13 protein-coding genes are annotated in these 21334 nt (G+C 76.0%); 2 read left to right on the top strand and 11 right to left on the bottom strand.

All coding sequences use genetic code 11. The features are described from left to right. Positions 1-471 precede the first annotated feature (471 nt). Positions 472-930 (top strand): iron chaperone, encoded by a 459-nt coding sequence (locus ACQP10_RS27495; protein WP_433539999.1) that lies wholly within the window; start codon positions 472-474, stop codon positions 928-930. Positions 931-1064: 134 nt separating this feature from the next. Here the strand turns inward: ACQP10_RS27495 and ACQP10_RS27500 are convergent, their stop codons facing one another. Together ACQP10_RS27500 and ACQP10_RS27505 are read right to left on the bottom strand one after the other, a co-directional pair. Beyond that, positions 1065-3992 carry an ATP-binding protein gene (locus tag ACQP10_RS27500; RefSeq protein ID WP_433540000.1) on the bottom strand — a complete coding sequence of 976 codons (2928 nt, stop codon included), beginning with the start codon at positions 3990-3992 and terminating at the stop codon, positions 1065-1067. A gap of 25 nt (positions 3993-4017) precedes the next feature. Next, positions 4018-5259, bottom strand: a complete 1242-nt coding sequence (locus tag ACQP10_RS27505; RefSeq protein WP_433540001.1) for an RNA-guided endonuclease InsQ/TnpB family protein — start codon at positions 5257-5259, stop codon at positions 4018-4020. Positions 5260-5650: 391 nt separating this feature from the next. On the opposite strand from ACQP10_RS27505, the gene ACQP10_RS27510 reads away from it, so the two are divergent. Next, positions 5651-6202, top strand: coding sequence for a pyridoxamine 5'-phosphate oxidase family protein (locus ACQP10_RS27510; RefSeq protein ID WP_433540002.1), 552 nt, complete (start codon positions 5651-5653; stop codon positions 6200-6202). 142 nt (positions 6203-6344) lie between these two features. Here the strand turns inward: ACQP10_RS27510 and ACQP10_RS27515 are convergent, their stop codons facing one another. The 9 genes from ACQP10_RS27515 to ACQP10_RS27555 all read right to left on the bottom strand — a co-directional run bounded on the left by ACQP10_RS27515 (position 6345) and on the right by ACQP10_RS27555 (position 21287). Beyond that, positions 6345-7616 (bottom strand): MFS transporter, encoded by a 1272-nt coding sequence (locus ACQP10_RS27515; RefSeq protein ID WP_346023057.1) that lies wholly within the window; start codon positions 7614-7616, stop codon positions 6345-6347. 101 nt (positions 7617-7717) lie between these two features. Then, on the bottom strand, positions 7718-9373 hold the full coding sequence (locus ACQP10_RS27520) for a right-handed parallel beta-helix repeat-containing protein (protein ID WP_399499411.1): 1656 nt from the start codon (positions 9371-9373) through the stop codon (positions 7718-7720). A 257-nt stretch (positions 9374-9630) separates the two neighbouring features. After that, positions 9631-10269 carry a phosphopantetheine-binding protein gene (locus ACQP10_RS27525; RefSeq protein WP_433540003.1) on the bottom strand — a complete coding sequence of 213 codons (639 nt, stop codon included), beginning with the start codon at positions 10267-10269 and terminating at the stop codon, positions 9631-9633. Beyond that, positions 10181-12937 carry an AMP-binding protein gene (locus tag ACQP10_RS27530; RefSeq protein WP_433540004.1) on the bottom strand — a complete coding sequence of 919 codons (2757 nt, stop codon included), beginning with the start codon at positions 12935-12937 and terminating at the stop codon, positions 10181-10183. Before ACQP10_RS27530 ends, ACQP10_RS27525 begins: the two co-directional genes overlap by 89 nt. After that, positions 12934-14907 carry an amino acid adenylation domain-containing protein gene (locus tag ACQP10_RS27535; RefSeq protein WP_399499413.1) on the bottom strand — a complete coding sequence of 658 codons (1974 nt, stop codon included), beginning with the start codon at positions 14905-14907 and terminating at the stop codon, positions 12934-12936. The genes ACQP10_RS27530 and ACQP10_RS27535 overlap by 4 nt, the downstream gene beginning before the upstream one ends. 98 nt (positions 14908-15005) lie before the next feature. Next, the gene (locus tag ACQP10_RS27540; RefSeq protein WP_399499414.1) at positions 15006-16484 is read right to left on the bottom strand and encodes a condensation domain-containing protein; all 1479 of its coding nucleotides are present in this window, start codon (positions 16482-16484) and stop codon (positions 15006-15008) included. Next, positions 16481-18040: a condensation domain-containing protein gene (locus tag ACQP10_RS27545; RefSeq protein ID WP_433540005.1), complete on the bottom strand. Its 1560-nt coding sequence runs from the start codon at positions 18038-18040 to the stop codon at positions 16481-16483. Before ACQP10_RS27545 ends, ACQP10_RS27540 begins: the two co-directional genes overlap by 4 nt. Next, positions 18037-19818: a condensation domain-containing protein gene (locus ACQP10_RS27550; RefSeq protein ID WP_433540006.1), complete on the bottom strand. Its 1782-nt coding sequence runs from the start codon at positions 19816-19818 to the stop codon at positions 18037-18039. The genes ACQP10_RS27545 and ACQP10_RS27550 overlap by 4 nt, the downstream gene beginning before the upstream one ends. Beyond that, on the bottom strand, positions 19815-21287 hold the full coding sequence (locus ACQP10_RS27555; RefSeq protein WP_399499417.1) for a class I adenylate-forming enzyme family protein: 1473 nt from the start codon (positions 21285-21287) through the stop codon (positions 19815-19817). The genes ACQP10_RS27550 and ACQP10_RS27555 overlap by 4 nt, the downstream gene beginning before the upstream one ends. Between the last annotated feature and the right edge of the window lie 47 nt (positions 21288-21334).

The raw sequence follows: 21334 nt of genomic DNA on the forward strand, positions 1-21334 counted from the left end.
CGCCGGGCGGACCCGCCCGGCGCCACCGCCGCACCACTGTTGCTGAAAGTTTCGATGCTTGCCCGATATTTTCTGGGGCGGCGCCGACGTTACATCGGCGTGACGACCGGATCAACGGTCGTTGTCGAGACGTTATGGGCCATCTCCGCACCGCCGCGGGACGGATTCGCGGCGCCGTACGGCCTCCCAGCTCAGGGCCCTTCCCCGCGGCTCTCCGGGAGGACGGCTCCGGCCGCGGGGGCCGAAAACCCCGGGGAGACCATGAAAGTTTCAAAGACGGATCGCCGCGAGCCGGTCCCACTCCCGCCGGGCCGCGGTCGTGTCGCGGCCCGGCGGGTGCGGAGCCGGTACCGACCCGTTATCCGTAGCCACTACGGAGGCGGCCCGCGTCCCGGATACGGGATGCTGTGACCACGGCGATCGGACAGGCGGGACGTTCCATCCGATCGTGCACCTATACCGACAGGAGTGATGGCCGTGGCCGACAACGAGAACAGCACCTATGAGGGCTTCACCGCCGAGGAGCGGGCCGCGATGAAGGACCACGCCCAGGAGCGGAAGAAGGCGGCGCGGCGCGCCTCGCCGGAGGAGAAGGCGGCGGAGGCGGAGCGGGACGTGCTCGCGAAGATCGCCGAGATGGAGGACTCGGACCGGATCATGGCCGAGCGCGTGCACGCCGTCATCCGGGCCACCGCCCCGGCCCTTGAGCCGAGGCTCTGGTACGGCATGCCCGCCTACGCGCTGGACGGCAAGGTCGTCTGCCACTTCCAGAACGCGGGGAAGTTCAAGACGCGCTACGCGACGCTCGGGTTCAGCGACGTGGCGAGCCTGGACGAGGGCACGATGTGGCCGGTCGCCTTCGCCCTGACCGAGGTGACGCCCGAGGTGGAGGAGCGGATCGCCGCGCTGGTGAAGCAGGCGGTGAGCTGAGGCCCGCCCCCGTTGAGCGGCCGGGTGCGCCGGACCGGCGCCCCGGCCCGCGCTTCCCGGTCCGAACGGCCCGCACGGCCCGCGCTTCCCGGTCCGCGCCCGCCGCCGTGGCGGACGCGCCGCGGTGCGGCCTCCTACCGGGCGGCCCCGGGCGCGAGGCCGAGACCGGCCAGCGCGGCTTCCCCGGCGGCGGCGTGCTCGCCCCCGGCGAGCACCAGCGTGCGCGCCGCCTGGTAGCGGCACCCGGCCGCCTCGAACGCCGCGGCGACCGCGAGCCGCCGGGGCAGGTCGCCGTCGAGCAGCGCCTCCGCCCGGTCCACCTGGGCGGAGGCGACCGGGTTCCCGGCGGTCACGATCCGGGCCGAGGCGATCCGGTCCCGGGCGTCCGGGTGCCCGGCGAGCACCGCCGCCTCCGCCCGGAGCGCCGCGTACCAGTGGAGCCAGATCCAGCAGACCCACTTCCACACCTGCTCCGGCTCGGGAGCGACCCGCTCCAGCGCCGCGTCCGCGTCTCCGTGGTGGAGCAGGACCGTGGCGTCGAAGACCGCGCCGTAGCCCCGGCGGTGCTCCGGCCCGGCGCCCGCCTCGTCCACGATCGCGAGCCAGGTCCTCCGGGCGTCGTGGTCGCCGCGCAGGCCGTGGATCATCGCGACCGACGCGGCGGCGGGGCCGAGGGAGAACGACCGCCCGCGGCCGCTCCGCTCCCACGCGTCGAGGAACCGCACGCTGCCGGCGAGCACCTCGCCGGCGTCGCCGGTGAGCGCGTCGGCGACCAGGAGCCAGGACGTGGCGTGGTGGCCCGCCTCGGCCAGCAGCGGGTGACCGGCGAGCCGCCCGCCCCACCGGCGGGCCTCCGGCAGCGCGCCGACGCCGAGAGCGGTCCCGGCGGCCATGGCGAGGGCGTCGACCAGCTCGTGCGTGCGGGCCGGGGCGTCGATCAGCTCCCGCGAACCGGCCGGGAAAGACGTCGGCTCGTGCGAACCGGCGGGGGAAGACGACGGCTCATGCGTGCCGGCCGGGAAAGACGGCGGTTCGTGCGGGCCGGCGGGGGAAGGCGACGCGGAGGTCAGGACGTCGATCCGGCGCCGGGCGGCGGCCGCGGCGGCGAAGGGCTCACCGGCCCAGCTCCGGGCGCCGGAGAGCGCGTCGAGGGCGGCGGACTCCGCCACCGGGTCGCCCGCGCGCCTGGCGAGCTCGACCGCCCGTTCGGCGAACCCGACCGTCTCCCGCGCGGTGTTGTCCGTGTCCCCCTGGACGGCGCCGAACGCGTCCGCGACCACGGCCGCCTCGGCCAGCGCAATGGCCGCCTCGGCGGCCGGGGCGTCACCGGCCGGCTCCCGCGCCTCCGCGAGGAGGGCGGCCGCCTCCTCAGCGGAGGGGACCCGGGTGAACAAGCTGGAGAAGCGGTACGCGACGGTGGCGGCGGTGGCCAGGTCGCGGCCGGCGCCGGCCGCGTCCCCGGCCCGGCGGGCGGCCTCCGCGGCGGCGCGGTGCAGGCGGAACATGTCGTCGCCGAGCCCTCGACACCCGGCCACCGCGGCGGCGTGCCGCAGCGCCACGGCCGCGGCGTCGGCGTCGGCGAGCCGGGCCGCCTGCTCCAGCCGCTGCTGGGCCTCGCCGAGCAGGTTGCGGGTGAAGGCCAGACCGGCCAGGGACAGGGCGAGCCGGTGGGCGTCCGCGCGCCGCTCCGGCTGCTCGGCGGCCCAGGCGAGGGCGGCCCGCATGTCCTCGGCGACGGCATCGAACCGGGCGCGCCGATCCGCGCCGCCGGCTCCCGCGAGGGCGTCCGCACCGGCCAGGCACCAGCCCAGATGCCGGGACCGGACGTCGGTCAGCTCACCGGCGCCGGTGAGCCGTTCCGTCCCGTACTGGCGGATGGTCTCCAGCGCCTGGTACCGGGTGCCGATCGCGGACGGCGTCACGGCGAGGAGGCTGTGCTCGGCGAGCCTGCCGAGCCCGTCGGCGACCCCGTCCGGATCCAGCGGGGCGAACCCGGCGATCCCGGCGGCCGCGTCGGCGGTGAACGGCGCGACGAACACCGCCACCCGGCGCAGCAGTGCCTGGTCCGGCGGCTCCAGCAGGTCGTGGCTCCAGTCCAGCACCGCCCGCACCGACCTGTGCCTGTCGTTCGCGCGGGGCCCTCCGGCGAGGATCCGCAGCTGGTCGGAGAGCCCGGCCACGAGGCCGTCCAGTCCGAGCGTGGAGCACCGCGCCGCCGCCAGCTCGATCGCCAGCGCCATGCCGCCGAGCCGTTCGCAGACGGCCACGACCCCTTCGCCCACCTCCGGGCCCGGCAGCCGCCCGGCGGCCGCCGCCCGGTCCAGGAACAGGGCCACCGCCTCGGAGCTGTCGCCGCCGGCCCGCGACAGCGGCGGGACCGGGAACACCCGCTCGAACGGCACCGTCAGCCGGACCCGGCTCGTCACGAGCACCCGCAGCCGCGGGCAGGCCGTCAGCAGCCGCTCCAGGAACGGCGCCACCCCGTCGCGCACCTGCTCGCAGTTGTCCAGGACCAGCAGCGCCCGGCGGTCCGCCAGCGCGGCCGGCACCGCGTCGTCGATGCCGCGTCCGCGTTGCTCGCCCACGCCCACGGCCGCCGCGACCGCCGCCCCCACCCGGCCCGGCTCGGTGACCGGGACCAGGTCCACGAACCACACCCCGTCGGGGAAGTCGCCGGCCACGTCCGCCGCCACCGCGAGCGCGAGGCGCGTCTTGCCCACCCCTCCCGGCCCGGTCACGGTCACCAACCGGTGCGACGTCACCGCCTCGGCCAGCTCACCGCGTTCCCGGGCCCGGCCGATGAACGCCGTCAGCGGCGTCGGCAAGGCGGGCGCCCGGCGCGGCTCCTCGGTCCGGGCGAGCTCGGCCGCGTGCCGGGCGAGCGCCCGCCGGTCCGGCAGTCCCAGCTTGCGCAGCAGTGAGGAGACGTGCGACTCGGCCGTCCGCACGGAGATGAACAGCCGCGCGGCGATCTCCGCGTTGCTGAGGTGCTCACCGAGCAGCGTGAGCACTTCGGCCTCGCGAGCCGAGACGGCTGGGGCCTGGATGACTGGACCGGGCATCGGACCATTATCCTTGACGTCCTCCCTACCCCTGAAGGGCAGGAATTCTCCCCTGCTGGGCCGCCGAGATCGCGGGCAGCTTGGAGTGGGTTCCTGCTTCGCCGGGTCGTGCCACCGCAAGCGGTGGTCTTACCGTCCCTCCACAGGCGTTTGGCCTGTCCGCCCGTCCGGCGGCCAGGATGTTGATCGCCGCGTTGACGTCCCGGTCGTGAGCCGCGCCACAGGCACAGGTCCATGACCGGACGTTCAACGGCATCTTGTCAGCAAGTGCTCCGCACGCCGAGCACAGCTTCGACGACGGGAACCAGCGGTCGATCTTCGCGAAGGTCCGCCCATATCGGGCGGCCTTGTACTCCAGCATGGCCGCGAACTGCGACCAGCCCACGTCATGGACGCTCTTGGCCAGCTTCGTGCGCGCCAGGCCCCTCACCGACAGGTTCTCCACGTAGATCGCTTGGTTGTCACGGATCAACGCGGCAGAGAGCTTGTGGGCGAAGTCCCGGCGCGCGTCGGCCACCCGGGCGTGCGCCCGCGCGACCTTGGCAACGGCCTTCTCACGGTTGTTCGACCCCCTCACTTTCCGGGAGAGGGCCTGCTGCGCCTTGCGGAGCTTCTTCGCCGCCCGGCGCAGGAAGCGCGGGTTGTCCACCTTCGAGCCATCCGAGGTGACCGCGAAGTGCGTCAGCCCCAGGTCGATGCCCGCCTCGGCCACCGTTTCCGGTAGCGGCTCGTCGGTCGTCTCCACGACGAAACTCGCGAAGTACCTCCCGGCCGCGTCCTTGACCACGGTCACCGATGACGGCTCCGACGGCAGGCTGCGTGACCAGCGCACCGGCACCTCCCCGATCTTCGGCAGGCGCAGTTTCCCGCCCGCCGTGACGGTGAACCGGGCGTTGCGGGTGAACCGGATGGCCTGCCGGTTGTCCTTCTTCGACCGGAACCGGGGCGGCGCGACCTTCGGACCCTTCCGCTTCCCGGCGACCGAGTTGAAGAAGTTCCGGTAGGCGGTGTTCAGATCGGCGAGCGCCTGCTGAAGCAGGACGGCCGACACCTCGCCCAGCCAGGAGCGCTGCGGCGTCTTCTTCGCCTCGGTGATGACCCGCTTGGACAACTCCCCATCCGAGACGTACGGCAGGCCCGCCTCACGCGCCGTCTGGCGTGCGCGCAGCCCGTCGTTGAACACCACGCGGGCGCACCCGAACGCCCGCGCCAGCGCCTGGCGCTGGGCGGCGTCCGGGTAGAGCCGGTACCGGTAACGCAGCCGCACGGCCATCATCGTGCCACCCGACCATGACCGAGCGTAGGGGAATCCGGGCGATCCGTGAACACATCGGCGCCCGCGCCAGCGCCGCCCACCACCCCGGCGAGCACACCATCGCCGAACGCGGGCGGCCGGCCCTTCGCCGTCCCGGCGCCCTACGCCCGATGGGCCGAGTGGCAAGAGCGGGAAGGTCAGGACACGCTCGCGCCCTGGCGGGCACTCCCGCGCGGGCCTTCACCTCCGGCCTGAAGGCCGGAGCACCGGCCCGCATTTCGGTAGCCGGTTCCGTGGTCGGTACGGAGGCGGCCCGCGCCCCGGCCGGGAGAGGCTGTGACCACGGTGATCGGCCCGGTGGAACGCCCCCGGCCGATCGTGACCCGCGACGACAGGAGTGACCATGACCAGCTCTCCCACTCTGGAAACCGGTACGGCGCCGCATCCCGCGCCCGGTCCGGCGGCGGCCGGGGAGCCGCGCGACGCCCTCGACCGCCACCCGGAGAGCGCCGGACCCCGCTCCCGCGCCCTGCGCCGCCGTGACACCGAGCACCGGCTCGACCATGACGTCGACGTCTGGGTGGCCACCGCCTCGGCCGACGGCGTGCCGTACATGGTGCCGCTGTCCTTCGACCGGGACGGGGAGGCGCTGCTGGTGGCCACCCCGGCGGGCAGCCCGACCGGCAGGAACCTGGCGGCCACCCGGGTCGTCCGGCTGGGGCTCGGCCTCACCCGCGACGTGACCATGATCGACGGCGAGGTCGAGGTCCTGGAGATCGACGAGCTGCCGCGGGAGCGGGGCGACCGGTTCGCCGAGCGCACCGGGTTCGACCCGCGCGTGTCGGCCACGCCGTACCGCTGGTTCCGCATCACCCCGCGCCGCGTCCAGGCGTGGCGCGAGGCGGACGAGCTGGCCGGCCGCGAGCTGATGCGCGACGGCCGCTGGCTGGCCTGACCGACGCCCCGGCGGGCGGGCGGACCGGGGAGCGAAGCCGGTCAGGAGTGGAGGCGGGGCGGAACAGGGAACGGAGCGTGCCAGGGCAGGACGGGGTGGGGCGGGACTGGACGGGGTGGGGCGGAGGCGGAGGCGGGGCGGGTCAGGGGACGGAGCGGATCTTCCGGACCAGGACCGCGCCGAGGAGCGTCAGCGCCGCGGAGGCCAGGTAGAGGGCCGGGTAGCCGCCGGCGCCCGCCACGATCGGGCCGGCGATGACCGGCCCGAGGACCTGCGGGCCGGAGTTGGCGATGTTGATGACGCCGAGGTCCCTGGCCCGCCCGTCGGCGGCGGGCAGCACCTCGGTGACCAGGGCGTTGTCGACCGACAGGAAGACGCCGAAGCCCACGCCGAGGATCGCGGCGGCGACCAGGGCCGCCGACCAGGTCGGGCGGAACGCGAGCAGGACCGCCGGGACCGCGCTGATCAGGCCCGAGACCGTGACCAGGAACCGGCGGCGGGCGAGCCGGTCGGAGACGATACCGGCGACGACGGTGGTGGCGACCACGGCCACGGTGTAGATGAGGATCAGCACGAGCAGGCCGTCCTCGGCCTTCTCCCCGGGGAAGATCCGCTCGTAGCCGACCGCGTCGGCGAGGAAGTACAGCAGGTAGAGCGTGGCGATCGCGTTGCCGAGCTGCATCAGGAACCGGGTCAGCCAGGCCCAGAAGAAGTCGGGGTGGGCCCGGGGACTGATCCGGAAGCTCCGCAGAAAGGCCCGCGTGTCGAACCGGGGCGCGGTGGTCAGCGGCGGGTCGGCGGTGGTGAACACGAAGGGCAGCACGCAGAGGGGGATCAGAACGGCGATCATCAGGTAGCCGGACTCGACGGTGGCGGCCACGGCGATGACGAGTCCCACCCCCAGCACCACGCCCAGCGCCTGCGGTATGCCGACCCAGCCCGACACCTCGCCACGCTGGCGCACCGGCACGTGGTCGGGCACCCCGGCGCTGAGCGACGCCTGCATCGCGTTGAGCCCGGCCTGGGCCAGGCACCAGCAGACCGCCACGCCGGCGACGGTGTCCTGCCCGGCCAGCAGCGCCAGCCCCGCGGCCCCGGCCAGCGCGCCGGCCAGCGTCCAGGGGTGCCGGCGGCCGAACCGCCCGGTCGTACGGTCGGACAGCGCCCCGGCGACCGGGTTGAACAGCATCGCCACCGCGGCTCCGACGCCGGTGACCAGCGCCAGCGCCGTCTCCTTGCCGTCCGGCGCGACCTGCGCCATCTGCATGGGCAGCAGCATCTGGAGCGGCCCGGAGTAGCCCATCCAGAGAGCGAGGTTGGCCAGCGAGATGCCGGCGACCCACCACGGCCCGACCCTGCGTACCGGCTCGGCGAGCGCGGCCGGGACCTCGGGGACGGGTTGGACAGCGCTCATACGGCTCGCACCTCGCGATCACGACCGGGCGCCCTCAACATGAGGGGTGCTCGGATGTTACGCCGCCCTCCTCTCCCGCAACAGCCCCCGCCGCGAGGCGGTCAGGCTGACCGGGAGACGTCGCGGTTGCGCGCCCACTCCCCGCCCTCGGGACCGATGTCGAAACGGGTCGCGGCGACGGCGTTGCCCTCCAGGTCGTTGTCCACCACCCGGCCGGACACGCATCCCCCGGAACCGGTGATCCACAGGCCGTGGGTCTGGGTCCCCGGCCGCCCGCCGTCCCAGATCCGGTTGGCGCGGATGGTGTAGTCGCGGGCCTCGGCGTTCAGCGTGATGCCCGCCCGGACCTCCGGTGGCTCCGGCAGCCGGTACGGCGTGCCCGCCCCGGGCGGCTCGTCCCGCCACGCCGAGGTCGCGCCGGGACGCCAGGGGGCCAGCGTCAGCTCGGTGGCGGTGTTGCCCGTCACGATCGCCATGTCGGCGCCGACCGTGAGGATCTTGCCGAGGTGGCCGCCGGGCTCCCAGCGGGCCGAGGTGTCGGTCATGGCCGTGGCGGTGTAGGTGACGGACGGGCCCCCGCCCTCCGCGGCCGGGGCCCGCTGCACGCCGTTGTCGCGAATCCGGTTGCCGAGGACGGTGGCGTCGGCGACGGGGCTGTCGATCCGGATGCCGTCGAGGGCGTTGCACCAGATGTCGTTGCCGTCGAGGACCATCCCGACCGAGGCGGAGTCGGCGGTGGACGCGGAGGCGAAGGCGGAGGTGCCGGGGGTGTTGTACTCGCGGTAGCCGTAGCGGCCGTTGCGGCTGATCCGGTTGCCGGTGACGGTGTAGCGGCCGGGGGTGTTGCCGACGCTGACGCCGTCCCGGACGTTGGCGTCGATGACGCAGCCGGTGACGATCCCGCCCCGGCCGGGGACGCCGGTGGTGCCCAGGCCGGAGACGTCGAACCCGGCCTCGTGGTTGCCGATCATGACGCAGGCGGCGACCACCAGCCCCTCGGCGCCCCAGTCGGAGATGCCGTACCGGTTGTCCTCGGCGTGGCAGTTGGTGATGCGGATGCCGCGCGGCGGGGTCCACGCCGCGTTCTGCAGCTCCAGGAAGATGCCGTTGGTGCCGTTGCCGACGGCGGTGCAGCCGCTGATGGTCAGCCGCTCCACCCCGCCCCAGCCGCCGATTCCGATGCCCAGCCCGGCGCCGCCGATCTGCGTGCCGGTGTCCAGCCGCCCGCAGCGCAGCGCGATGACGCCCTGCACCACCGTGTCCTGAAGGAAGTCGCAGCCCAGCCCGGAGGCGGCGGTGTCGTGGATGTACAGGTCGCGGAACCGGCCGCGGAGCACGTACTGCAGGCCCAGCCCCTTGGCCAGCACGTTGTACGGGTCCGCGCTCACGCCGGAGCCGTCGATCTCGAAGTCGGCGAAGGTGCAGTCGGCGATGTGGTTGCCGGGGCCCGCGCCGTGCTGGAGCGCGGTGAAGAAGGCCAGCGGCACCGCGGTGCCCGGGTTGCCGGGGTTGGACAGCACGAAGCGGGTCGCGCCCGCCCCGGAGCCGACGAGGGACACCCCGCTGCGCCAGACGGTGCCGGCGTCCTGGATCGAGTACACGCCGGGCGGGCAGTGGATGGTGCGCGCCCGCCCGTCGGCCGCGCAGGCCGCCCCGACCCGGTCGACCAGCGCGGCCAGTGCGGGCTGGTCGTTGGTGACGCCGTCGCCCGTCAGCCCGTGCTCGCGGGCGTTGTAGACACCGTCGGGATCGTTCACCGGTGCGCCCCCTCTCGCCGAACCGGACGGCGTGGCGCCTCCGGCGGCGCCCGTCCCGCGACCCGGCCGGACACGCCGGATCATGGGCTCAATTCCCCCTCCCGGAGGGAGTAAGCGCAGGTCAGAGGTCATTTACCTGACCCGTTCCGGCGCCGGGGGCGGCCCGGCGTCCCCTCGGCGGCCCACGCCCGTCGCGGGCCGCCGGTCCCGGCGGTCAGAGCTCCTCGGCCCGGGCGAGCAGGGCTTGGCCCCGGCGGTCAGGGCTCCTCGGCCCCGGCGAGCAGCGCCTCGGCCTCCTCCTCGCTCAGCGCGGCCAGCTCCTCGACCAGCAGCCGCTCCACCTCCTCGGCCAGGGCCGCGACCGTGCTCCCGGCGAAGATCGTCTTGATCGGCACCTCGACGCCGGTGGCCCGCCTGATCCGGGCGGCCACCCGGGTGGCCAGCAGCGAGTGGCCGCCGAGGGCGAAGAAGTCGTCGAAGGCGCCGACCGGGCCCGTGCCGAGCAGCTCCTCCCAGATCGAGGCCACCAGCCGCTCACCGTCGGTCCGCGGGAGGACCCGTCCGGCGTCCGGGACGGCCTGCGGCGCGGGGAGCGCGGCCCGGTCCACCTTGCCGCCCGGGGTGAGCGGCAGGGCGTCGAGCCGCACCCAGGCCGTCGGGACGAACTGGCGCGGGAGCACCCGCTCCAGGCGGGCGCGAAGGTCCGCCGGGTCCGCGGCGCCGGTGACGTAGGCGACGAGCTCCCCGCCCCGCGCGGTGACGAACGCCTGCCCCACGCCGGGGCAGGACAGCAGGCGGCTCTCCACCTCACCCGGCTCGATCCGGAAGCCCCGCACCTTGAGCTGGCCGTCCAGCCGCCCGAGGAACTCCAGCCGCCCGTCCAGGCGGCGGCGCACCCGGTCGCCGGTGCGGTAGCGGCGCGCCCCGGGCCGGCCGCCGGGATCGGGCACGAAGGCGGCGGCGGTGAGGGCGGGCCGGCCGAGGTAGCCGCGCGCCACCCCGCCCCGCCGACCGCCAGCTCCCCGGCCACCCCCGCGGGCAGCGGCTCTCCCCGTCGCCGAGCACGTACGCCGTGGTCGCGCCGATCGGGCGGCCGATCGGCGGGCGGCCCGCCGCCGCGTCCGCCCCGAGGTCGCAGGCGGTGGCGATCACCGTGGCCTCGGTCGGGCCGTAGGTGTTGACGAGCCGTACGGCGTCGCCGAACCGGTCGCGCCAGCGCGCAACGGCCGTCGCCGCGACCTGCTCGCCGCCGAGGATCACCAGCCGCAGCGCGGGCGGCCAGGAGATCTCCGCGAGGTCCTCGGTCAGCGAGTGCCAGTAGGCGGTCGGCAGGTCCAGTACGGTGACCCGGCCGCCCTCGGGGGAGGCCAGCACGTCGGGCAGGGTCGCCGCGCCGTCGGGCAGAAGCAGCAGGGTGGCTCCGGCGGCCAGGGCCGGGAAGACCTCCTCGACGTGCGCGTCGAAGCTGAGCGAGGCGAACTGGACGACGCGGTCGGCGGGGGTGAGCCCGTAGTCCGCGCGCATCCACCGCACCCGCGCGGCGAGCGCGCCGTGCTCGACCAGCACGCCCTTGGGCACGCCGGTGGAGCCGGAGGTGGTGATGACGTAGGCGGCGTCCCCGGGCGCCACCCCGGCGGGGAGCCCTCCGGGAGCCTCACGTCCCGCACCCTCCGGTCGCGTGCCCGCGCCGTCGGCCGTCCCCCGGCCCGTGGGTCCGGCCGCTCCCGGGTCCGCCGATGACGGATCGACGGCGATGAGGCCCGGAGGCGCCGGTGACGGGTCTACGGCGATGAGGCCCGCGGGCGCCGCGCGCCGGGTGACCAGGTGGGTGGCCGAGGCGTCGGCCAGCGCGAAGGCCAGCCGCTCGTCCGGCACGTCGGGGTCGAACGGGAGGTAGGCGGCCCCGGCCCGCCACACGGCGAGCAGCGCGGCGATCGCCTCCGGCGAGCGGGGCAGGCGGACGCCGACGACGTCGCCCGGCCGCACCCCGCCGTCGCGGAGGGCGGCGGCGAGCGCGTCGGCGCGGGCCAGCAGTTCGCCGTAGGTGACCCGCTCCCCGCCGCAGACCACCGCGACGGCGCCGGGCGCCCGCCGGGCGGCCTCGGCGACCATCTCCGGCACCGTCCGCGGGCCGTCCCCGCCGGGGAGTGCCGGTCCGGCGCCGGGCAGGGCCGTTCCCATGTCGGGGAGCGCCGATCCGAGACCGGAGAGGGCCGATGCCGCCTCGGGGAGGGCCGGTCCAACGTCCGGGAGGGCCGGTCCGGCGTCCGGGCGGCGCAGCCCGGCCTCGTCGTCGTCCGTCCAGATCCGCAGCGCGGATACCGGGGTGCCCGGTGAGGCGGCGGCCGACTCCAGCAGCCGCGCGAACCGCCCGGCGAGGCGGCCGATCTCCGCGGCCTCGAACAGCCCGGTGTCGTAGAAGAAGGACACGCTGAGCCCGCCGGAGCCGTCGCCGTCGCCGTCCCGCCACGCCTCGACGAGCAGGTCGTTCTTGACGCGCCGCAGCCCGACGTCGACGTGGGACACCTCCAGGCCGCCGAACGACCGGCGCGGGCCGGCGTCCTGGCTGTGCAGGATGAACATGGTGCGCAGCAGCGTGTCCGCCGGGTGGCTGAGCTTCTCGAACGGCACGGCGGGGTTGCCCAGCGCGCCCAGGACGTCGCCGCGGGCCCGGCCGACGAGGTCGGCGAACGTCGGGTCCCCGCCCAGGTCGCCGCGGAGCAGCACCGTCTGGGCGACATATCCCACCATCGGCTCCAGCTCGACCCGTTCCCGGCCGGCGACGACGCTGCCGACCAGGACGTCCCGCTGCCCGCTGTGCCGGGACAGCAGGACCTGGTAGGCCGCGGCCAGCACGGTGAACAGGGTGGTGCGCCCGGCCCTGGCCAGGTCCTCCAGCGCGCGGACCGTCGCGGGCGCGACCGTGACGCGGTGTGCCTCCCCCAGCCCGGTCGCGCCGCCGTCGCGGCGGAACGGCAGCTCGGTCGCGGGCGGGTCGGCCAGCCTTTCCAGCCAGTACGGCTCGGCCCGTCCCGCCCGGCGGCGCTGCCAGCGCCCGTAGTCGCCGGCCTGGACCGGCAGCGGGCGCAGGGCCGGCTCGGCGCCGCGGGCCCGCGCGGTGTAGCACTCGGCGAGGTCGTCGAGGATGACGTTCAGCGACCACCCGTCGGCGACGATGTGGTGCATCGTGACGCACAGCAGGTGATCGCCCCCGGCGACGCGGATCACCGCGGCCCGCACCGGCGGCCCGGCGGCGAGGCCGAACGGCGTGTCGATCCGCTCCGCCGCCAGGCGGCGGGCCTCCCCGTCGTCCACCGGGCCGATCCACTCGACGGGCGGCGGGGCGGGGTCGAGGACGGCCCACGGCACGCCGTCCTCCTCGGCGAACCGGGTGCGCAGGCTCTCGTGCCTGGTCAGGACGTCGGTGAGCGCCCGGGTGAGGGCGTCCTCGTCGAGCGGGCCGCGCAGGCGGCGCGTCAGGTACATGGTGTAGGCGGCGTTTCCCGGGTCGAGGCGCTGCAGGAGCCACAGCCGTTCCTGCGCCGGGGACAGCGGGGCCCTCATGCGCCCGGGGCCAGTTCGTCGAGGACGGCGGCCAGCTCGTCGGCGTCGAGGCCGTCGAGCTCGTCGCGCAGCGCGGCGATCTCGGACAGGTCGAGGTCGTCGTCGAGGCGTTCCAGCTCCCCGGCGAGCCCGGCGACGGTGGGGTTCTCGAAGAACGCCACGATCGGCACGGCGGCGCCGTAGCGGGCCTGGACACGGGCGATGATCTGGGCCGCGGTCAGCGAGTGCCCGCCGAGCTCGAAGAAGTCGTCGTCCACGCCGACGGGCTCGTCGATACCCAGCACCTCGGCCCACATCCCGGCCAGCTCGTCCTCCACGGCCGTGCCCGGGGCCCGGTAGGCGGCGGTCCTGGCGGGCGCGGCCTCCGGCGGCGGCAGCGCCGCCCGGTCGAGCTTGCCGTTGGGGGTGAGCGGCAGGGCCGTGAGCGTCACGAGGTGGGCGGGGACCATGTACTCCGGCAGGCTCCGGCGGAGCCGCTCACGCAGCCCCGGCCACAGGTCCGCGGGCGCGGGCGGCGCCGGCTCCCCGTGGGCGTGCGGCTCGCCCGCCACCGCGCCGGGCCCGGTGGAAGGCTCGCCCGCCACCGTGCCGGGCCCGGTGGGAGGCTCGTCTCCGGCGGGCCCACCGGGCTCGGCGGGGACCACGTAGGCCACCAGCCGGGGTGAGCCGTCGGGTCCGGTCCACACGCCCGCCGCGGCCTGCCGTACCTCCGGGGCGGCGCGCAGCGCCGTCTCGATCTCGCCGAGCTCGATCCGGAACCCGCGGATCTTGACCTGCTGGTCGGCCCGGCCGAGATACTCCAGGCGCCCGCCGGGGGCGAGGCGGACGAGGTCGCCGGTGCCGTACATGCGCGCCCCGGGCCGGCCGGACCAGGGGTCGGGCCGGAAGCGGTCCGCGGTCCGGGCGGGCATGCCGTGGTAGCCGCGCGCCACGCCCGTCCCGCCGATGTGCAGCTCGCCCACCTCGCCGTCGGGCACCGGCAGGCCGGCGTCGTCCAGGACGTACAGCGACGTCTCGGCGATCGCCTCGCCCAGGTCGACCGGGGCCGGAGCGGGCCGGACTCCTCCGGCGGCGGACCACACGGTGGTCTCCGTGGGCCCGTAGACGTTCCACAGGCGGGCGTCGCCGGCCAGCAGCGCGTCGGCCAGGTCGCGCGGCAAGGCCTCCCCGCCGCACAGCCGGGTCCGTACGGTCCCGGGGACGCCGCCGGCCTCCAGCAGGATCCGCCAGGTCGCGGGGGTGGCCTGCATGACCGTGACCCCCTCGGCGACCGCCAGCTCCCGCAGCGCCCGGCCGTCGGCCGCCTCCCGGGCGGTGGCCAGCACCACCCGGGCCCCGAGGGACAGCGGCAGCAGCAGCTCCAGCACCGAGATGTCGAACGACAGGGTGGTGACGGCCAGCCAGCGGTCGGCCGGGGTGAGGCCGAGCAGGCCAGCGAACGAGGCGAGCAGGTTCGTCACCGCCTCGCGCGGGACCGCCACGCCCTTGGGCCGGCCGGTGGAGCCGGAGGTGTAGATCAGGTACGCCAGGGCGCCCGGCGGCGCGGGGTCGTCCCCGGCGGCCGGGACGGCGCGGCGGGCGTCCGCCGGGGCGGCGCCGTCCCACCCGAGCCGCAGCACGCGGGGCACGCCGCACAGCAGGTCGCGGTCCACCCCGTCCTGGGTCAGCACCAGGTCGATCCCGGCGTCCTCGCGGACCATCCGGAGCCGGTCGGCGGGGAAGGACGGGTCGAGCGGGACGTACGCGCCGCCGGCCGCCCAGACCGCCAGGAGCGCGACCACCATCCCGGGCGTGCGCTCCATGCACAGCCCGACGAGGGACTCCGGGCCGACGCCGTACCCGCGCAGCACCGCCGCCAGGTCGTCCACCCTCCGGCACAGCTCGCGGTAGGTCAGCGCGCCGCCGGTCCCGGTGACCGCCACCGCCTCGGGGGCCGCCGGCCGGTGCGGGACCGGCCCCGGCAGCGTCACCGGCCCCGTCTCCGGCGCCGTTCCCGTCGGTGGTGCCGTCGGTGGTGCCGTCGGTGGTGCCGTCGGTGGTGCGGTCGTCGATGTCATCGCCGTCGTCGTCACGGTCGGATGCCTTTCAGGTCGGACAGCCGGAGTCCCGGGTCGGCCCCGGCGCGCTCCACCAGCTCGGTGAAGGCCCCGGCCAGCCGCCGCGCGGTCCCGGCGGAGAAGACGTCGCTGTTGTAGTCGAGGACGCCGCCCAGGCCCTCGGGCCCGCGCCAGGCGTCCACCGAGACCTCGGCCTTGGTACGGCCCGCCGCCGGAACCGGGTGGACCTCGACGTCGAGGTCGGCCATGGAGGTCCGCAGCAGGTCGTCCTTGGGCAGGTTGTGCAGGTTGAACATCGCCTGGAAGAGCGGCGGCCGGCTCAGGTCGCGGGGCAGGCGCAGCGCGCCGAGGATCCGCTCGAAGGGCACCTCGGCGTGCTGCATGCCGGTGAACACCGCCCTGCGGGTGCGGCCGAGCAGCTCCTCGAAGGTCGGGTCTCCCGACAGGTCGGCGCGCAGCACCAGGGTCGTGGCGAAGTAGCCGATCAGCGGCTCCAGCTCGGTACGGTTCCGCCCGGCGACCGGCACCCCGACGCACAGGTCCTCCTGCCCGGCGGCCGCCCCGAGGGTCGCCTGGTAGGCGGCGAGCAGGGCCATGAACAGGGTGCAGCGCCGCCTCTTCGCGATCTCCTCCAGCCGGGAGACCGCCTCGTCGGGTACGGCCAGCTCCACCCGCCCGCCCCGGCCGGTCCAGCGCGGGGGGCGGGGACGGTCGGCGGGCAGGTCGAGGACGGGCACGCCGGTGAGCGTCCGCGTCCAGTACGCCAGGTGGGCGCCGTCGTCGTCCCCGGCCCGGCGCCGCTCCTCGGCCACGGCCTCGGTGTACCGCACGGGCAGGTCGGCCAGGACCGGCTCGCGTCCCTCACGGTGCGCGGCGTAGCACTCGGCGAGCTCCCGCATGAGGACGTCCAGCGACCAGCCGTCCACCACGATGTGGTGCAGGACGATGCAGAGCAGGGACTCCTGGTCGGCCAGGCGCAGCAGCGCCACCCGCAGCGGCGGGCCGTTCTCCAGGTCGAAGGGCCGGTTGACGAACTCCAGGACGGCGGGCGCGGGGTCGCCGGCGACGTCGGCGCGCTCCACGGTGACGGGCGCGGCGGGCACGACGACCTGCACGGGACGGTCCCCGGCCAGGCGGAAGCGGGTGCGCAGCACGTCGTGCCGCCCGGTCACCCGGGTGAAGGCGGCGGCGAGCCCCTCGGCGTCCACCGGGCCGCGCAGCCGTACGCACCAGGGGGTGTGGTAGGCGGTGTCGGCCGGGTCGAAGCGGCTGAGGAACCACAGCCGCTCCTGCCCGAACGACAGCGGCCACTCCTCCGTCCCGGCGCCACTCCCGGCAGCCGTCCCCGCCTCGCCCGCCTCGCCCGCCGTGCCCGGGACGTCCCCGGCGGCCCGTCCGCGGGCGTGCGCGAGCAGGGCGCGGCGGCGTTCGGGCGGCAGCGCGGCCAGGCGGCCGAGCAGCTCGGCCCGCCGGTCGTCCGCGGCGGTCATCGGACGCCTCCCCCGGCGGTCACGTCCTCGGCGGCCCTCCCGGCGGCCCCGCCCTCCACCGGCGCGCCCTCCACGGGTACGGCCTTCATACGTACGGCCTCCGCGTCCCCGCCGGTCGTTCCGGGTGATCCCGGGCCGCTCCCACCGGGCCGGATGACCGGGGTGATCCCGCACAGCTCCGCGACCGCGTCGAGCGGCACGTCCCCGGCCACGCCGCTCACCAGCAGGGTCTCCATCCCCAGCAGCAGCGCGTGGGCGGTGGACCGGGGCAGGCGGGCGGTGTCGACCAGCAGGTGGAGACCACAGGTGTGGGTGGCGGAGGTGGTGGAGAAGAACACCGTCGCGTCCACCTCGTGCCACGCGCCGACGAGGAAGGTCCGGGTCCGCCCGGTGAGCGCGGCGATCGCCGCGGGATCGCCGGGCGGCTCCACCCGGGGCAGGTTGGGCCAGTGGCCGATGGACCGCGCGTCGTTGAAGTAGGCCGACAGGTCCACGGTCCCGCCGCGCTCCCGGCCGATCTCCTCGCGCAGCGCCATCATCGCGAACGGGTCGTAGTGCGCGTTCCGGTAGGCGGTCAGCGCCCGCCCGTGCCCGGCCCGCGCCGCGTCGGCGAAGGTCCCGCCGGACAGGTCGAGGACGAACAACCCGTCCTGTACGGCGGTGCCCGCCATGACGCCGGTCCTGGGGTCGTGCCGGTTGGCGACGATGAGCTGCATGGCCACCCGGCGGTGCCCGGTCAGCGCCGACAGCAGAACGGCGCTCGCCGTGGTCAGCACGCTGGCGGTGCTGACCGACCAGCGTTCCGCCAGCGTCTCGGCCGCCGCGGCGACGGCGGCCGACTCCATGCCGATCCGGACGAACCGCGGCTCCTCCGGGGTGACGCCGGGGAAGTCGAACAGCGTGAGGGGCACCGTCCCCAGCTCCGCCCGCCAGTGCCGCAGCGCCCTGGCTCCGCGCGCGGCGCCGGCCCCTTCGCGTTCGAACGCGGCCTGGTCGAGCGGCTGCCAGACGGGGGCGGGCAGCTCCCGCCCGGCGAGCAGCGCCTTCCAGTCGGCGGCGAGGATGTCCAGCGTCCAGGCGTCCACCGCGAGGTGGGACAGGGCGAAGGCCATCGCCCGGGGCCGCCCGTCGCCGGTCACGACGACGCAGCGCAGCGGCGGCTCGGCGGCGTAGTCGAACCCGGTGGCGGCCAGCTCCGCGGCGACCTCCGCGGCCACGGCGAGCGGCCTGGCCTGCCCGGCCTCGGCCACCTCGACCGTCAGCCGGCCCCGCCGGGCCACCCGCTGCACGGGCCCGGCGGGGGTCTGCGCGCAGGTCGTGCGGAGCGTCTCGTGCCGCTCGACGAGCCCGCGCAGCGCGGCGAGGACCGCGTCGAGGTCGTGCCGGCCGGGGACGGGCAGCGTCCAGGGCATGTTGAAGTACGGGTCGCCGTCGTCCAGCCACCGGGTCAGCCGCCAGAACGCCTGTTGCCCCCAGGTGAGCGGGGCCTCGCCACCGCGGGCGCCGGCGAACTCGACCGACACGGACGCCCGCCGGGCGGCGGGGGCGTCCGTCATCGGGACCCGGCGATCTCACCGGTCACGCCGGCGACGGTCGGGGTGTCGATGAACAGCTCGAAGGACAGCTCGACGCCGTACCGGTCGCGGACCCGGGAGATGATCTGCGTGATGGTCAGGGAGTGACCGCCCAGGTCGAACAGGTCGTCGTCCGGCTCGATCTCGTCCACGCCCAGCAGTTCGCGCCAGATCGCGGTGACCTCGGCGGTGATCTCCGCGGTGGAGTCCGGGCCGCCCCCGGAGCCGGTGGCGTCCGGGCCGGCCCCGGAGCCGGTGGCGTCCGGGCCGGCCCCGGAGCCGGTGGCGTCGGAGCCCGCCGTGTCGTCGGAGCCCGCGGTGGAGTCCGTGCCCGCCGCCCCGGCCGCCGTCTCCCCGTCGGCCGCCTTCCCGGCGGGGTCGGGGACCGCCGGGGCCGCGACGGCGGGGCCCTGTACCCGGGGCGGCAGCGGCAGCTCGCCGAGCGGGGCGTCGGGCCGGGCCGCGGCGCCGCGCAGCAGGGCGACGAGGTCCGCCGCGACGCTCTCGCATCCGGCCCGGCCGATGGCCCGGGGGTTGAACAGCAGCCGCGCCGAAAGACCCTCGGGGGCGTCCACCACCTGCAGGTGCAGGGTGTTGCGGACCGCGCCGTTGAACATCGCCCAGTCCACCGAGGCGTCCAGGCCGTCGAAGGCGGGGGCGGGGCCGGTGCGGCGGCGGTAGCTGACCGAGACGGGGGTGAGGGCGCTGCGCGGGCTGATCCCGCCCAGGGCACGGGCCAGCGGCACCTCCCGGTGCAGGTAGACGGCCCGCAGCTCCTCGCGCGTCTCCCGGGCGAAGGAGGCGAACGTGCCGTGCGGCGCGGACACCACGGGAAGCTCGTTGACGAACGGCCCCACGTGGTCGCGGGTCCCCTCCGTCCGGGTGGACAGGTCCGCCGCGACCGCGACCCGCTCGTTGCCGTAGGCGTGCAGCAGCACGTGCAGGGCGGTCATCAGCGCCTCGAAGCGGGTGACGCCCAGCCCCTCGGCGACGGCGGCGAGGCCGGAGCCGAGCGCGGCGGCGTCGAGGCCGGCCGTCTCACCGGGGGCGGCGCGCAGCGACGGGGCCACCAGGCCGGGCAGCAGGACCTCCCGGTCGTCGTGCCACCGTTCCCGCCAGAACTCCGCGGCCGCGGCGAGCCCGGCGTCCACCCGGTCCTGCTCGGCGCGGGCGGCCTCGCCGTACGGCACGGCCAGGGGCGCGAGGGCGCGCCCGCCGTAGGCGGCGGCCAGGTCGGCCAGCACGACGTCCTTGGACATGCCGTCGAAGACGGCGTGGTGGGCGACGAGCAGCAGCAGGTGCCGTTCGGGCGCGAGCCGGGCCAGGGTGAACCGGGCCGGCGGGCCGGCCTCCAGGTCGAAGGGCCGGGCGATCTCGGCCTCGACCAGCTCCGCCGCGGCGGCATCGACGACCTCGGCGGCGTCGGCGGTCTCAGTGGTCCTGATGGTCCTGATGGTCCCGGTGGTCTCGGCGGTCCCGGCGCCGCCGGTCAGGTCCGTGAAGCGGGCCGGCGGGGGCGTCCGGCCGGGGAGCAGGCGCAGCAACCCTTCCCGCTCGGTCATGGCCGCGGCCAGCACGGGGTGGCGGGCGGCGACCGCGGCGCAGGCGGCGAGCATCGCGTCCACGTCCAGCGGCCCGTTCAGCCGGACGGCGAGGGGCATGGCGTAGACCCGGCCGCCGGCGCCCGCGCGCTCGGTGACCCACATGCCGTGCTGTGCCAGGGACGCCCGGTCCCATTCGTCGACCAGGGATGCCGTCATGACTTGCCTTCCGTGCGAGCGGTCGCGGCGGTGTCGAACAGCCCCCGCAACTCCCTTTTGATGACTTTTCCTGACTGGTTCCTGGGCAGGGTGTCGACGACGAGCACCCGTTCGGGGATCTCGTGCCCGGCCAGGCGTTCCGTCAGGAAGGCGCGCAGCCCGCTGCCGGTGAGCCCGCCGGAGCGCGGGACGACGGCCGCGGCGATCGCGGTGCCGAGCACCGGGTGCGGCAGGCCGACCACCGCGGCCTCCGCGACGTCCGGGTGCTCGTAGAGCGCGGCCTCCACCTGGAGGGTCGAGACCTTGAACGCGCCCGACTTGACCACGTCGCTCTCCCGGTCCAGGAGGTGGAGGTAGCCGTCGGCGTCGAGGCGGCCGAGGTCGCCCATCCGCACCCAGCCGTCGCGGAACGCCTCGGCGTCGGCCCGCTCGTCGCGGTAGTAGGCGCGGGGCGCGGTGGGCGAGCGCATCCAGACCTCGCCGGCCTCCCCCGGCGGCAGCGGCTCGCCGTCCGGGCCGGCGATCCGCAGCGAGCCGCCGAACGCGGGCCTGCCCAGCGCCCCGGGCCGGGACGGATCGTAGATCATGATGGTCTGGGCGGGCGCGGCCTCGGTGGAGGTGTAGTAGTTCGTGATCGTGGCGTTGGGGAACGCCTCCGCCAGCCGCGCCGCCACCGCCGGGGGCAGGGCCGAGGCGGCCGACCCCAGCAGCACGACGCTCGACAGGTCGCGGCGGGTGTGCAGGCCGGCGTTGAGCAGCTCGATCGCCATCGCCGGGACGACGAACACGGTGCCGACCCGGTGGGTCTCGATCAGCCGGGTGAACCGGCCCGGGGTGAACCGGCCGAGGGTCAGCACCGCCGGGCGGGCGTCGAGGGCGTTGAGCAGCATGGTCTGCCCGGCGTTGGTGCCGATCGGGAATGCGTGCAGCAGGTGGCGCGAGTGCCCGAACCTGCGGCGGTTGGGCCGGGTCTCGCAGCCGTGGGCCAGGTTGGCGTGGCTGGCGGCCACGCCCTTGGGCAGGCCGGTGGTGCCGGAGGTGTAGAGGATCTGGGCGAGATCCCGCGGCCCGACCTTCACGTCCACCGGCCCGGCCGCGTCCCCCTCCAGTTCCGCCGGCCGGAGGACGCGGTGGTCGCCCGGCGGCGGCGTGAGGTCGCGGCCGGTCACGACGGCCGAGGCCGCGCAGTGCCCGAGCATGTGCCGGACCTCGGCGGGCGCGAGGCGTTCCGACAGCGGCACGGCGACCGCCCCGGCCCGCTGGACCGCGCAGTAGGCGACGGCGAAGTCCACCCAGTCCCAGCCGCCGAACAGCAGCCCGACCCGGTCGCCGTGCCGTACCCCCCGGTCGAGGAGGCCGTGCGCGACGGCGTCCGCGCGGCGGTCCCACTCGGCGAACGTCATCGACCCGCCGCCCTCGACGGCCAGCGCCTCCCGGTCCGGGTCCTGGGCCGCGCGCAGGCGCAGCATCTCCGGAACCGTCCCCGGGACCGGTACGGCCGGCGCGCCCGCCGCTC

The sequence above is a fragment of the Streptosporangium sandarakinum genome, assembly GCF_050942225.1.
In the GTDB taxonomy this organism is placed as follows: Bacteria; Actinomycetota; Actinomycetes; order Streptosporangiales; family Streptosporangiaceae; genus Streptosporangium; species Streptosporangium nondiastaticum.